Raw genomic sequence first — 14,336 nt, 5'->3', positions numbered from 1 at the left:
ATGAGGTATAATGAAAAAAATCAGCAAAAGAGGTGGCAGAAATGCATGAGGAATATGAAAATATTCAATTGGATCATGAAACAGATAGCTATATCTTCAAATTTTTATCTCGCGATACGGCGCGAATCATCCCAATGCATTTTCATAAGGAAGTCGAAATTTTGTATTGTATTAAAGGAAATTTGAAGATTTGGATTGACGGAAATCAAGTAGTGCTGAATCAGGGAGAATTTTTCTGCTTAAATAGTCTGGTTCCTCATGCAACCCAAAGTTTAAGCAGCAGTGAAGTTGTCGTTCTTTATTTATCAGATGAAGTTTTTAAAAAGGAACAGGTTCAGGTCAAGATTCCTAAAGCCGAAAAGCCCACGAAGACCTATCAAAGATGCATTGACCTGATCAATCAAATCTATCAGCAAAGTCAAAGTCATGAACGATTCCAAAAATATTTACAGCAAAGTCTCGTTTTAGAATTGGAATATCTATTTTTGACAGAGTTTAGTGAAGATCTAGGAAAAGGCGATCAAAAGCAATTCGCTCAAAATGCAAAAATTACTAAGGTTATTAACTTAGTACGCAACAATTTCCATAAAAACATTAGCTTGGATGAGCTGTCACAGTTGAGCGGTTATTCGATGCATTATTTGTCACGAATGTTCCATAAAAATACCGGATTGACATTTTACGAGTATAAAAAAAGCTTGTGTTTGGAGCTGGCACTGAAAATGATTGAGACTACCAATGAAAGCTTAGAAGAAATTGCGCTGAAATCAGGGTTTCCTAACGAGAAATCAATGAGGGAATACTTTAAAAAGATTATGGGAATTAGTCCGATAAAATACAAAATGTCAAAAAATGACCGAAAGTAGATAAATTACCAACTGTTTAAGAAAACGCCATCATTATATAGTTAGAGTATCAAATAAACGGAGTTGAATCAGATGACACAGGAATATGAAAAGATTGGAAAAGCGGTAATTGATGCAGTTGGTGGACAGGAAAACATTATTTCCATGGCGCATTGTGCCACACGTTTAAGACTTATTGTGAAGGATCGAGAAGCTATTGATGATGAAAAAGTAGACACGATTGATAAAGCCAAAGGACATTTTTTTACCTCTGGTCAGTACCAAATTATCTTCGGAACCGGGACTGTTAACCGAGTATACGAAGCGATTGAATCATTAGGCGTTTCCGCAACTTCTAAATCCGAATTAAAAGAAATTGCTTCTCAGGAAGAGGACAATCCTTTTAAACGGGTGATTCGTGTATTCGGTGATGTATTTGTGCCGATCATTCCTGCTTTAGTAGCAACCGGGCTATTCATGGGACTTAGAGGGATTTTGACTCAGGAAGCGATTTTGCAATTTTTCGGGATGACTAGTGAGAGCATCTCAACCAACTTTTTAACCCTGACGCAAGTCTTAACGGATACAGCCTTTGGTTTCTTGCCAGTGCTAGTCTGCTGGTCGGCTTTTCGCGTGTTTGGTGGTTCACCGCTATTGGGAATTTTGCTGGGATTAATGCTGGTAAGTCCTTCACTGCCGACATCTTGGGACGTGGCTCAAGGAAATGCCGATCCGTTACTATTTTTTGGTGTTATTAAGGTAGCCGGCTACCAAGGCTCAGTTTTACCAGCTTTTATTATGGGCTTTGTTGGTTCGACAATTGAAAAACGGATTCGTAAAATTGTACCAGAAGTCTTGGATTTAATTGTGACACCTTTTCTAAGTTTACTGTTGATGCTGTTGATTGCATTGTTTATCGTAGGACCGATTTTCCATCAGGTTGAAATGTGGTTATTAACTTTAGTTGAGCTTTTATTGAATCTGCCATTTGGTTTAGGCGGCTTAATTTACGGCGGAATCAACCAAATTATAGTTGTCACGGGTCTGCACCATGCCTTGAACTTAATTGAAATTCAAATGCTGGCGGATAATGGCTGGAATTTGGTTAATCCAATCAGCTCTGCGTCAATCGCGGCCCAAGCAGGAGCAGCTTTCGCGGTGGGAATGAAAACGAAGAACTTGAAAACCAAATCGATTGCCTTTCCTTCAACTGTTTCGGCGTTGCTAGGAATTACTGAACCAGCGATTTTTGGAATTAACATTCGTTTTATAAAGCCGTTTGTTATGGGATGTATTGGTGGAGCAGCCGGCGGATTTATTGCCAGCCTGTTCTCAGTTAAAGCAACTGGGATGTCGATTACGGTTATTCCTGGCATGCTGCTTTATTTAAACAATCAAATGCCGTTGTATCTGTTGGTATGTGCCGTTGGCTTTGGTGTAGCCTTTGCTCTAACCTGGATGTTCGGTTACAAAGACGATGGGATGGAAATGAATGGATAGTAAAGAACTAAAAGCTTTGGCAGCTAGTCTGTCAATTGAAGAAAAAGTTGGTCAGCTAGTGCAGCTGACTGGGGATTTCTTTAATACTAGTGAAGAAATCATTGTCACGGGTCCTATGAAAAAATTGGGTCTAGACAGTGAAAAATATCAATTAGGCGATACTGGATCGATTTTAAATATTGTTAATCCACAGGAAATCATGGCTATACAGGAGAAGTACTTGGCGCAGTCAGCGCACAAAATTCCTTTATTATTCATGGCGGATATTATCTATGGCTACAAAACGATCTTCCCGATTCCATTAGCTCAAACCTGCAGCTGGAATTTTGATTTAATTAAGGCCAGTGCAGAAGTAATTGCTAAGGAATGTTACGAAGCTGGAATTCATGTAACCTTTGCTCCGATGGTTGATGTGGTGCGGGATCCACGCTGGGGCCGGGTGATGGAATCTCCTGGTGAGGATACTTTAGTGGCACAGCGTTACAGCCAAACGATGGTTGAAGGTATCCAAGGAAAGGCACCGAGTATTCCCAAAAACAAACTGGCCGCTTGTGTGAAGCATTTTGCCGCTTATGGTGCACCTCGTGCCGGAATTGAATATGGGGCTGTGGAGCTTTCAGATGATTCGTTGCGCAATTACTATTTGCCTAGCTACCAAGCGGCTATTGATGCTGGAGTGAAATTGGTAATGACAGCTTTTAATACGTTAAACGGGGTTCCTTGTACTGGAAATCAATGGTTGAATCGGGAGATTTTACGTAAGGAATTTGATTTTTCGGGCGTGTTAATCGCTGATTATGCTGCGGTAGAGGAATTAAAAAACCATGGGTACACGGCTAATGATCGAGAATCTGCTAAGAGGGCTATAGAAAGTACTTTAGATATTGACATGAAAACATCCGTCTATGCCAACCATTTAGCTGATCTGGCAAAATCCGATGGCTCAATCATGGAACTATTGGATGAAGCAGCTCTGCGAGTCCTTACACTTAAGAACGAGTTAGGATTATTCGAAGATCCCTATCGAGGCTTGAAAGATGATAAACAACCAAGCTCGATTCTTTCAGAAGAACATCGAAAGCTTTCCCAAAGATTGGCAGAGGAATCCACTGTTTTGTTGAAAAATGATGGAGTCCTGCCGTTGAAAAAGGGGCAGCGCATAGGATTAATCGGTCCTTACAGCGAGGAGCCCTCCGCATTAGGATTCTGGGCAATAACTGGTGATGCCAAGGATACAGTCACATTAGCGGAAGGAATGAAGGCTTTAGAAAATGAGCTGGATTGGGAAATTCAAACGGCAGCGGGTGCTCGAACGATTGAAGCTGTTGACGTTGAAAAGTACGGAAAGTATTCGGAAATAATTACTGTTGATGAACGAAGTGATCAAGAGCTGCTTCAGGAAGCTGCGGCAGTAGCGGAGAATGCGGATATTTTAGTTTTAGCGCTAGGAGAATCGGTTTATCAAAGTGGTGAAGCTGGTTCGCGGGTTGATCCTTCCTTGCCAAAAAGTCAATTGAACTTAATTAAACAAATGAAGCAATTCAACAAAAAAATTGTTTTGGTTGTGTATGCCGGACGTCCTTTATTGTTGACGGAAATAGCCGACGAGGTAGATGCGATTTTGTACACTTGGTATCCAGGAACCAATGGCGGCAAGGCACTTGCGAATATTTTGAGTGGTCAGGTGAATCCTTCAGGGAAACTATCCATGACTTTTCCACGGGCTGTAGGACAAATACCATTGTTCTACAATACAAATTCAACTGGTCGCTCAATCGATACCAACAATCCTAACCATCGTTTTGCTTCTCGATATATCGATGAAAGCAATGATCCCTTATACTGTTTTGGCTATGGCTTGTCTTACACTGAATTTATTTACCAAGATTTTCAAATGGATAAAACTGAAATTATGCCAGAGGAAACGTTGACCGCTGCAATTAAAGTTAGAAATGCTGGTTCGCAAGCAGGTCAAGAAATTGTTCAACTATATCTTCACGATATTGCTGCTTCAACCGTCCGACCAGTAAAGGAGTTGAAGGATTTCCAAAAAATTGCTTTGGCAGCTGGTGAGGAAAAAACGGTAACCTTCACGATTACACCTGCTATGCTGCACTATTATACTAAGAACAATTGTTGGGAAAGTGAAGCTGGAGAATTTGAGCTGTTTATCGGCAAGGATGCCAGTGATCATCGTTTTTCTGCAAAATTTACGCTGCTTGCAAAGGAGTCATTATGTTAGACGGAAAAGTAAAAGCTTCTGAATTTCCTCTGCTGTACCATATTACCCCTGAGGAAGGGCTGTTGAACGATCCTAATGGGTTGGTTAAATTTCAGGGCAGCTATCATGTCTTCTATCAATTAAATCCCTTCGGTACGGTGCACAAAAATAAATGTTGGGGCCACGTAGTATCTGAGGATATGATTCATTGGAAACGCCTGCCGATTGCTCTGGCTCCTTCAGAATATTACGATAAAGACGGTGTATATTCTGGCAGTGGGATTGTAAAAGATGGAAAGCTGTATTTATTTTATACAGGAAATGTGATTGTTAACGAAGAAGAACGCAAGAGTTATCAATGTGCTGCTGTTTCCAGCGACGGGATTACCTTTGAAAAGCTGGGACCAGTGATTGAGCATCCCATCGGTTATACTCGTCATGTGCGAGATCCGAAAGTCTGGCAGGAAGAAGACGGCAGCTATTGGATGATTCTAGGTGCACAAACAGAAGAATTAACTGGGGATACGTTACTTTATCGTTCAGAGGATTTGCTGAATTGGGAAAGCTGCGGCAGCTTGCTGCAGGACAAACCTGAATTAGGCTATATGTGGGAATGTCCTGATTTGTTGAAATTTAATGAGTCGGACTGTTTTCTCTTTTCTCCGCAAGGTTTACCAGCAGAAGAGAAGCGATTTTTGAATACCAATCAAACAGGTTATCTCGTTGGTAAATTTAGTCAGACTGATCATTTTGTCAGCGTCAGTCGCTTTCAAGAGTTGGATCATGGCTTTGAGTTTTATGCACCTCAAACCTTTCGGGATGGGGAGCGGACGCTTTTATACGGCTGGGCTGCAGCCATGCCAGCTTCTAATGAGCAATGTCTGCCAACGATCAAAGAAGGCTGGGTACATGCGTTGACTATTCCTCGGGAGGTGGCGCTAATTGAGGACCAGTTGATTCAAAAACCGGCAGTCGAACTAAAGCAACTGCGGGTTAACGAGGAACAAAGTACGTTTAGTCTAGACATGGCCAAAGAGTATAGAAAAACTATGGCACATGCGTATGCAGAGCTGGTTGTAACGTTCAGCCAGCACACCAAAGATTTTGTCATAAATATCTCTGATGCTTTCTATTTGAAGCATCGATATAAAGAACAGGAGATAATCATTGAACGAAAGAATTGGGAAACGGGTCAAATGGAGCAGCGTTTTGGTTTTTATCAAGGGACGCTCACTGATCTGACAATTTATTTAGATGGTTCAATGATTGAGATTTTTATTAACGGTGGCCGTTTAGTTTTCACCTCACGCTATTTTGTTTATGGCAGCCAGCGTGAGCTGATAATTACCGGTGAATTAGGAGCAGCAGAGGGGATAATTTATCCGTTAGCCCTTCAATAATACGAAAAGCTCAGGCATTGTTTCTGCGAAAACAACGTCTGAGCTTTTTTTATCCAATGCCAGTAACAAAATAGAACAACTTATCGGCATAGGTTGGTGCCTTTAAATCAGTTTTGATGGTTTGCTGCAGCAGTCCCAAATCATCGGTGACAATACCATCCACCCCGTAAAACATCATTCGAGTCATCGTGTCTTCATCGTTTACTGTCCAAGCAAAAACAGCCTTACCGTCATCGTGAGCAGCATCAATAAAGTTGCGATTCAAGGTAGTGTATTCCATCGTGAAAAAATCTACCTTGGAAACGGGTGGTCCGACAATATTAAAAGGCATGATATAGCCAACATAAAATTCTGGCGCCTTTTCTTTCAGTTGAGTGGCAACATCAAAATCCAGTGTCTGCAAAATTGAGTGCTGATCTAAAATTGCTTGCTTATACTTTTCAATAAATCGATCAATCATATCAGGACTATCTTGAGGTGTCGCTTTGATCTCGATCATTAACGGCTGTTTCAGCTCTTCAGCCGCTGCCATATAATTATCGAAGGAAACCACTGATTCGCTTTGACCGTTGTCTTTGACCCGCAATTTTTCCAGCTCAGCTAAAGTCAGCTGATTTGGCCGTTTATTGACGCCCGTCAAAGCCTTTAGGTTAAAATCATGCATCACTACAAACTGTTTATCCTTGGTTTCCTGAACATCCATCTCAACATAAGATGGATGCAGCTTAGTCGTTTTGTGCAGGGCGGCTAGACTATTTTGTACACCATTACCCGCTGAAACACCACGATGAGAAACGGTTTGCGGTGCCTTTAGCGAATAATTGCTGAGATAATTAGTATTGTAGGTACCGACCCCAATTCCAAAGAGGATGGCGACTACGATAAACAACGTAATTTTTCCAAAGGACCAAGTTCCTTTAGGCTCGTCTGGTTGAAACCAGTCAGGCAGTGAGTTTAGCAAATGATTATCATCCATATAAGCAATCGTAATGTAAAAAATCCCCACTGTCGAAAGTACAATGTTAGCTAGAAAAATAAACTGCATCAAGGTCATTGCTACTACTGCACTTGGCAATGCATACTCAGGCAGGTTCATCTCAATCAGACTGAGGCCTAAAAAGACAGCCCCATAGCTAAGAGAAGCCAGGAACACCACCGCTGCACTAATCAGAAAAAACTGACCAAAAATCCGCAGGAAATTCCAGCCCTTTGTAGCCTGCCAGCTCTCTTTAACGGCTTGTTTAAAGCGACGGTCTCGCAGAATCATTTCTGGGAGAGCGAAAATCAAGCGAATCGAGAGATAGATCAAAATTAAGTAAGCCACTATGACTGAAGCAACGATTATTACCCGATTGGCGAAAATATAATCCAAAATGAAGGCGGGAATCTTCACCTTTGCCAACAGGTCTGAGTTGAAATTCAAACCGCCAAAGGGCAGAATCAATAGAAAATACACTAAGAAAAACAAAATAGTAGAAGGCCTGATTTTTTTTAACTGAATCAAGGTGCCTGTTAAAAGCTGTCGAAGAGAAATCGGTTCTTTCTTTTTAATGAAGTAGACGCTAATCAGCAGGAAGGTGAATTCAAAAAAGACTCCCACCAGAATTGCCAGCAATACAGCAATCAACGAAACCAGTACACCTGGATGATTTCGCAAAATAATCCCCAGCGAATCATAGGATAAATAAGCAATGTGGCCGCGCCTTAAAATAAATTTAATCAGACTGGTCAAAAAAGGCAGCAGCACAAACAACATAAACCCATGCAGCAGCAAAACATCTCGAAAATAAGCCATCGTGCTGCGTAAAAAGCGAAATAAATGCAGAAAACTATTTTTTACATAAACCATTCAAACATCTCCAATTGTCGTAAATCCACCCTATATTCTACTAGAAGCAGGAAAACAAGTCCCCTCATTATAGCAAGGAATCCAATATTTATTGAATATTTTACTTTAACGAAAGAAAGTAGTTGACAACTGTTAGGTACCGAACTATAATAAGCCTCGTCAGATAGTTAGGTACCGAATTAAAAGGAAAGAGGAAATGATGATGAGTCAATTTACAGATAGCTTAATGAAGCAGCTGAGGTTTATCAGTGTAGCCAGCAATGCATTTATGAGTCAAAAGAAGCAACGATTAACAGGACAATTACGCGTTCTAGCGATTTTAGAAAAAGAAGATGGGTTAATCCAAAGCCAATTGGCGGAAATTTTGGATTTGCGACCTAGTTCGCTGGCTGAATTGTTAAAGAAAATGGAAAACAACGGTGATGTTATTCGCAAGGAAGAAGAACAAGATCGTCGTTTGAAGCGGGTATTTCTAACAGATCAAGGACGTAAAAAGATTGCCAGTGTAACGGGTAATGGCAATAGCCAAAGTGAAGATTTCTTTGCTGGCCTGACTGAAGAGGAAAAGCAGCAGTTTAGTAAATATTTGGAAAAGATTGCTGCTGGCTGGGATGACAAATTCCAAGAACAAGCCGAACGTTTCGTTGACCCGATGGATCGTTTACGTCAGATGCAAGATTTTCGGGAGCAGTTTGGTGATTTTGATGGTGACTGGCGGAACCTTTCCCGTGATGATCGTCGTAAATTCCGAGATAAGATGCGGAAGGAAATGCGGAATGATCCGTTCGGTGGTGGTCGTCGTGGTGGCCCATTCCCAAATGGCTTCCCAAGAGGCGGCAAGCCTGATTTTTCACAAGATTTCTGGGGAAGCTTTGGCGGTGGACCTCGGGGATCGCGACCTTTTGACGAAGACCCTCGTACCGATGAAAACGACGAATGGAAAGATTTTTAATAAAGAAGACTTCTGATTAGTGCTTCAGAGGAGGAGGATTCAAGATGGAACGAAGAATCGAAGAGGTAAGTGAAGTGACGGATAAGTCCGCCTTTAAATTAAAAGATTTTATACGGTTAATCAACAGTGTCAGTCCTAAGAAGTTTTTATTCTTCTTAGGCATTGGCCTGAGTCTGGTTACAAGCGGCGCCAGTTTGATTGTACCGCAGCTGACTAAGGGCTTGATTGATACTAGTGAACTGGCACGAATCGACAGTCGAATGCTGATTGTTTTAATTTTGGCTTTTGTCGCCCAATTGGGTTTTGGTACAATTGGCGGATTTTTATTGCGCTATGTTGGTGAAAGTGCCGTGAAGACTCTGCGGGAGAGATTATGGGGACATTTATTAACTCTGCCAGTGGGTTATTTTGATGACCACAAATCTGGGGAGAGCAGTTCGCGATTAGTGAATGATACTTCTGTGATTAAGGAATTGGTAACTTCTCAGTTTCCTAACTTTATCACTGGAGCGATTCAATTAGTCGGTTCTATGATTATTTTATTTGTGATGGACTGGAAAATGGCGGCATTAATGTTTTTAGCCGTTCCAGTAATGGTTTTGATTATGCTGCCGATTGGCCGAATCATGATGAAAATCGGGAAACAGCTGCAAGCAGCAACCGCCGATTTTAATGCAGAAGCCAGCGAAAAGCTGTCAGAAATTCGTTTAATTAAAGCTAGTAATGGAGAAGAGTTTGAAAAACGCAGCGGTGGCGAATTTATTAATCGCATTTTTCGTTTAGGAGTAAAAGATGCCAAGGTAGAGGCTGTATTGCAGCCCATTATGATGACAGCCATGTTAGGTTTATTCGTCGGTATTCTTGGTTACGGCGCAGTTCGAGTACAGGCAGGCACCTTAAGCAGCGGCGAATTAGTAGCTTTTCTATTGTATTTGTTTAACATTATCATGCCGGCAGCGACATTTGCTACCTTCTTTTCACAAGTACAAAAAGCGATGGGCGCAACTGAGCGGATTGAACAAATCTTGGAAACATCCGTTGAACCCATTGGTGAAGGCAAAGAAATTGTTGTTGCTGGAAAAACGATTGCGGCTGAAAATCTGTCCTTTGGATATACAGCAGACCGTTCAGTATTATCCAATGTCTCCTTTGAGGCCAAACCCAATACGGTAATTGCCTTTGCTGGTCCAAGCGGCGGCGGAAAATCTACTATCTTCGCTTTGCTGGAACGGTTTTATCAACCAACTAGCGGACAAGTTTTGATTGATGGTCAAGATATCCAAGAGCTGGATTTGACTCATTGGCGTTCCCAAATTGGTTATGTTTCTCAGGATAGTGCCGTTTTTGCCGGCAGCATTCGTGAAAACCTGCAGTATGGCTTGGAGCGAACTTTGACCGACGATGAATTATGGCATGGATTATCTTTAGCCTATGCGGATCAATTTGTCCGGGAGTTTCCAGAACAATTAGAAACTGAGCTAGGAGAGCGGGGCGTCAAATTATCTGGTGGGCAAAAGCAGCGAATTGCCATTGCTCGAGCTTTTCTGCGTGATCCGAACGTTTTAATGCTGGATGAAGCTACAGCCAGTCTAGATTCACAATCTGAGGAAAAGGTACAGCGAGCACTGGAACAGTTGATGGAAGGTCGAACAACCTTAGTGATTGCTCATCGTCTATCTACGATCGTTGATGCAGATCATATTTACTTCATTGAAAAGGGGACAGTTACCGGACATGGTACTCACAGCGAATTAATGGCAACTCATCCACTGTATGCAGAATATGTAAAAGAACAAGTAGTAAACTGAAACGACCCTTGCTTTTCTTAGTTGGAAAAGCAAAGGTCGTTTTTATTGGTTTCAAGAGCTTACGATGATCATTAGAAAAATGCCGCTAATACCCAGCAAGGCAATTCCTGCATAAAGAAGAAATTTGTAGTCCGTCTTGTGCCAGCCTTGCAGGCCTATAATTAATGGTAGCAGTGGCAAAATCAAAACGGCAAGATTTTTCGAAAGTGTATAGTTGACAGAACCGTCTGCAGCCCATTGCATAGGCACTGCGGCAGGTAAGAACCACCAAAAAATGCCTGCAAGAATCAGTGCACTAAGTGTAATTAGCGCTAAACTGGTTTTATATTTGCCAATAAAGAAAGTCATAACTCCTTCATCCTCCAATAAAAGATGCCTTGGTTTTTAAGGCAGTCAAAACTGCGAAAAAATCAGATCGTTAGTACCAATAAAGTTAAGTACATAGAGAAAAAGCACTACGCCATTTATAATGGCCGAAAAAAGGATTAAGGCATAGCGAATTGTAAGATAGCGATAAGAGGGATTTAATTGGATTTTGTCAGCTTGTTTTTTTGGATAGCTGAAGCTCATGACCAACAGAATCAGGGTAAAGAGCACCTGAAAGACAATCCCCAACAAGTAGACACCCTTGAAGGGCAGACGCAGCTGCAGAAAATAAGCTGCTGCAGTAATCAGATCAATAAAGATTGCGAAGATAGGCATTCTGGAAACCTCATTTCGTAATTTGGTGACTCACAATATAACATAAAAAGGTTGAAAAAAATACGAACAGCCTTGCTCGTTTTTAATGAAAAAAATAGTTGTGGACAAGCTCGATTGTTGGAATGTATCCACTAAACGTGTAAGTTAACTAGAGCTTTTTTTACTTTTACACATGTAGATGACAAAAAACAGACTGTTTATGTGGATATATGGCAGGTTTTCCCACAAACTATCCACAGGTTATCCACAAACGGTGGAAAACCTGTGGATGGCTGACACATAAGCGTTTCTAAGCTATCAACATGCCTCATCAATATACGGTTGTGGATAACTTTAGAGAGTATCTGTTACAGAATATCATCTAAGTGAAAGCATAAATAAGGCTAATACGAGAGCAATGGCAGCAAAGAAGCCAAACAAGATCATTAATACAGTTCTGCCAGTTTTGTTTGGGACAGCTGTGGAAAGCTTAATGGCACCAACGGATAGTAAGACAATCAAGCCGAACAAGCTTGTACTGATAATAGGGATAAGCCCCATATCCATCGATAGATAGGCACCTGCAAAAGGATACAAACACTGAACACCAACGAGGAATAAAATCAGAAAGCTTATCAGCAGCAAATATTTAGCTGTTTTGTTTTTGATCATCATGGCAGCACTTCCGCCAAAGATACTTAAGACAACCGCTGTAACCCCAAATAAGATAAATGAAGCAACAATTGCCAAAAAGATCAGTGGCAACAAAATAAGCATGACATGGAACATGAGATTCACTCCTCGATGAAAAGTTTTAGCTAGTGCAGGTAAGTCAGCAGCAAAATAAGTAGAAATCCAATAAAAAAGGGTGGGACATACTTAAAAATAAACATACTGAACGTTTTGCCGGCTTGACGTTCTAACTCATATCTTGGATCAGTACTGTCTTGAATAAATTGATGCGGGAAACGGGAAATAAAAAGTCCTTTGGTTATCCTTGTTAAGATGGCAAGCAACAAGAGCACACCAGTGCAGGCAATACCGGCAAAAGCGAGCGCTCTAATGGAATAGCTATCCATATAAATCACTGTCCTTTGTATAGATGAAAGACGAACGATCTTCTTATTAACAGTATAGGAGAATAATAGGGGAATGTATAGATAAGATCGCCTTCATATCAGCTAATAATCTTAAAAATAAGGATAAAAGGATAAAATAGCATCAAATTTAAGATTTCATAGGCGCCTTGCATAAGGAATTAAACGGAGATTTTTAAAACTAGGATCGTAATATTGAAATGAGGCTACTTGAGCTCAATAAATAGTTGCTTATAAAATAGTAAGCTTTTCCTGAAACACATTTCAAATCTTGAAACGCATTCCTATGTAAGCGTTATCTCTATCAATCATCAAAGTTCTTCCCTATAATGAACCCATCAAAGAAAAAGGAGACAGTAAGATGAAAGCGAAAATAATGGACACCATGCAGAAATTTTCCAAGGCGATGTTTATCCCCGTCTTGATCTTGCCGATTGCCGGGTTATTAATCGCCATCGGGAATGTATTTACCAATCCGCGATTGATTGAGCAATTTTCATTTTTAGATAATCCAATCACGATGGGGTTCGGCAGTATTTTGTCCGCCTCTTTATTACCGATTTTAACTAATTTAGGTATTATCTTTTGTGTTGGGATTGCCTTAGGTTTAGCCAACAAGAAAAAAGCTGAAGCAGCTTTTACTTCTTTATTAGGCTACTTAGTATTCTTATATGCCATGAACAAGTTTATGGAGCTGCGAGGCATGCTGGTGGAGCCGGATGCTTTGCAAGGCTCTGGTCAAACGATGGTTTTAGGAATTCAAGTATTGGATATGGGCGTTTTTCTAGGAATTATTTTAGGAATCGTGGTGGCACTAGTCCATAATCGCTTCATCGACACTAAATTTAATAACGCTTTTCAAGTATATGGCGGTGCTCGGTTTGTCTTTATCGTTTTGATCCCGATTTTAGTTTTATCAGCGATTGCCTTATCCTTCATCTGGCCGGTGATTCAGCACGGTATTGATGGATTAGGTGGGGTAATTAAAGAAACGGGCAACTTTGGGATCTTCATGTATGGTTCACTGGAGCGCTTGTTAATTCCAACTGGACTGCATCACTTAATCTACACCCCATTCTTATATACCTCTTTAGGTGGTGTAGCCGAAGTTGGCGGACAGGTTTTCGAAGGGGCCCGCAATATCTATTTTGCAGAAATTGCTGATCCGGCAGTTCGAGTATTATCTGGCAGCGTGATTTGGGATGCTCGCGGAATTTCTAAAATGTTTGGGTTAATCGGGGCATGTTTAGCAATGTACCAAACAGCTAAACCAGAAAACAAAATGAAGGTAAAAGCGATTTTGATTCCAGCCGTAGTTACATCATTTGTTGCTGGGGTTACTGAACCAATTGAGTTCTCCTTTATGTTTGTTGCGCCAGTATTGTTTGTTATTCACTCTGCTTTAAGCGGGTTGAGTATGGTAGCTTTGAACATTTTTGGCTCTCGAGCAATTGGTCCTAATGGCTTCATTGATTTCTTACTATATAACTTGCCTCTAGGTATCGAGAAGACCCGCTGGCCGGTGTATATTGCAGTCGGCATTGCTTTCTTCTTTATTTACTACTTTACTTTCCGTTTGCTGATTACCAAGCTGAACTTGAAAACAGTCGGCCGGGAAGACAGCGGACAGGAAACCAAGCTGTACTCGAAAAAGGAATACAACGAGAAAAATGCTGCAGTTCCTGCAGGTGCCGCTTCATCGGCTGCCTTGGATGGCATTGATGGCGGGATATCTGCAACGATCGTTGAAGGCTTAGGCGGCGAAGCTAATATTAAAACCATTGATAATTGTTACACTCGATTACGTTTGAAGCTGCAAAATCCTGAACTAGTGGATGAGACCTTGTTAAAGGACCAAACGAGTGCCAAGGGCGTCATCAAAAATGGTGAGAATGTTCATGTAGTTTATGGATTAACGGTGCCGCAAGTGCGGGAGGATTTAGAGAAGTATTTAGGCAGAGACCCAGAAGGAGACGAATAGAT

The 14,336-nt window shown here is 41.1% G+C and carries 12 protein-coding genes; 7 read left to right on the top strand and 5 right to left on the bottom strand.

Annotation, left to right across the window (positions count from 1 at the left end; genetic code table 11):
• The first annotated feature begins 41 nt into the window (after nucleotides 1-41).
• The 4 genes from I588_RS19635 (at nucleotide 42) to I588_RS19620 (ending at nucleotide 5,966) form a co-directional block, all read left to right on the top strand.
• Nucleotides 42-866: a helix-turn-helix domain-containing protein gene (locus I588_RS19635; protein WP_010758613.1), complete on the top strand. Its 825-nt coding sequence runs from the start codon at nucleotides 42-44 to the stop codon at nucleotides 864-866.
• Nucleotides 867-938: 72 nt separating this feature from the next.
• Nucleotides 939-2,345 carry a sucrose-specific PTS transporter subunit IIBC gene (locus I588_RS19630; RefSeq protein ID WP_010758612.1) on the top strand — a complete coding sequence of 469 codons (1,407 nt, stop codon included), beginning with the start codon at nucleotides 939-941 and terminating at the stop codon, nucleotides 2,343-2,345.
• Nucleotides 2,338-4,587 (top strand): beta-glucosidase BglX, encoded by a 2,250-nt coding sequence (bglX, locus tag I588_RS19625; protein ID WP_010758611.1) that lies wholly within the window; start codon nucleotides 2,338-2,340, stop codon nucleotides 4,585-4,587. The genes I588_RS19630 and bglX overlap by 8 nt, the downstream gene beginning before the upstream one ends.
• Nucleotides 4,581-5,966 (top strand): glycoside hydrolase family 32 protein, encoded by a 1,386-nt coding sequence (locus I588_RS19620; RefSeq protein WP_010758610.1) that lies wholly within the window; start codon nucleotides 4,581-4,583, stop codon nucleotides 5,964-5,966. The genes bglX and I588_RS19620 overlap by 7 nt, the downstream gene beginning before the upstream one ends.
• A gap of 49 nt (nucleotides 5,967-6,015) precedes the next feature.
• Here the strand turns inward: I588_RS19620 and I588_RS19615 are convergent, their stop codons facing one another.
• Nucleotides 6,016-7,815, bottom strand: a complete 1,800-nt coding sequence (locus I588_RS19615) for a glycerophosphoryl diester phosphodiesterase membrane domain-containing protein (protein ID WP_010758609.1) — start codon at nucleotides 7,813-7,815, stop codon at nucleotides 6,016-6,018.
• A gap of 202 nt (nucleotides 7,816-8,017) precedes the next feature.
• On the opposite strand from I588_RS19615, the gene I588_RS19610 reads away from it, so the two are divergent.
• Nucleotides 8,018-8,767, top strand: a complete 750-nt coding sequence (locus I588_RS19610) for a MarR family winged helix-turn-helix transcriptional regulator (RefSeq protein WP_010758608.1) — start codon at nucleotides 8,018-8,020, stop codon at nucleotides 8,765-8,767.
• Nucleotides 8,768-8,811: 44 nt separating this feature from the next.
• The gene (locus I588_RS19605; RefSeq protein ID WP_010758607.1) at nucleotides 8,812-10,575 is read left to right on the top strand and encodes an ABC transporter ATP-binding protein; all 1,764 of its coding nucleotides are present in this window, start codon (nucleotides 8,812-8,814) and stop codon (nucleotides 10,573-10,575) included.
• Between the two features lie 51 nt (nucleotides 10,576-10,626).
• On the opposite strand, the gene I588_RS19600 is transcribed toward I588_RS19605, so the two are convergent.
• The 4 genes from I588_RS19600 to I588_RS27510 all read right to left on the bottom strand — a co-directional run bounded on the left by I588_RS19600 (nucleotide 10,627) and on the right by I588_RS27510 (nucleotide 12,335).
• Nucleotides 10,627-10,923, bottom strand: a complete 297-nt coding sequence (locus I588_RS19600) for a DUF1648 domain-containing protein (RefSeq protein WP_010758606.1) — start codon at nucleotides 10,921-10,923, stop codon at nucleotides 10,627-10,629.
• Between the two features lie 45 nt (nucleotides 10,924-10,968).
• The gene (locus tag I588_RS19595) at nucleotides 10,969-11,277 is read right to left on the bottom strand and encodes a hypothetical protein (RefSeq protein ID WP_010758605.1); all 309 of its coding nucleotides are present in this window, start codon (nucleotides 11,275-11,277) and stop codon (nucleotides 10,969-10,971) included.
• A 357-nt stretch (nucleotides 11,278-11,634) separates the two neighbouring features.
• Entirely contained in the window at nucleotides 11,635-12,045 is a 411-nt protein-coding gene (locus I588_RS19590; protein WP_010758604.1) for a hypothetical protein, read from the bottom strand.
• A gap of 29 nt (nucleotides 12,046-12,074) precedes the next feature.
• Nucleotides 12,075-12,335 (bottom strand): hypothetical protein, encoded by a 261-nt coding sequence (locus tag I588_RS27510; RefSeq protein WP_010758603.1) that lies wholly within the window; start codon nucleotides 12,333-12,335, stop codon nucleotides 12,075-12,077.
• A gap of 379 nt (nucleotides 12,336-12,714) precedes the next feature.
• Here I588_RS27510 and I588_RS19580 point away from each other — a divergent pair, with 379 nt between their 5' ends.
• Entirely contained in the window at nucleotides 12,715-14,334 is a 1,620-nt protein-coding gene (locus tag I588_RS19580) for a PTS transporter subunit EIIC (RefSeq protein ID WP_010758602.1), read from the top strand.
• Nucleotides 14,335-14,336 lie beyond the last annotated feature (2 nt).

The sequence above is a fragment of the Enterococcus pallens ATCC BAA-351 genome, from assembly GCF_000407485.1.
GTDB lineage: Bacteria > Bacillota > Bacilli > Lactobacillales > Enterococcaceae > Enterococcus_A > Enterococcus_A pallens.
This window is presented reverse-complemented; position numbering and strand designations above follow the sequence as displayed.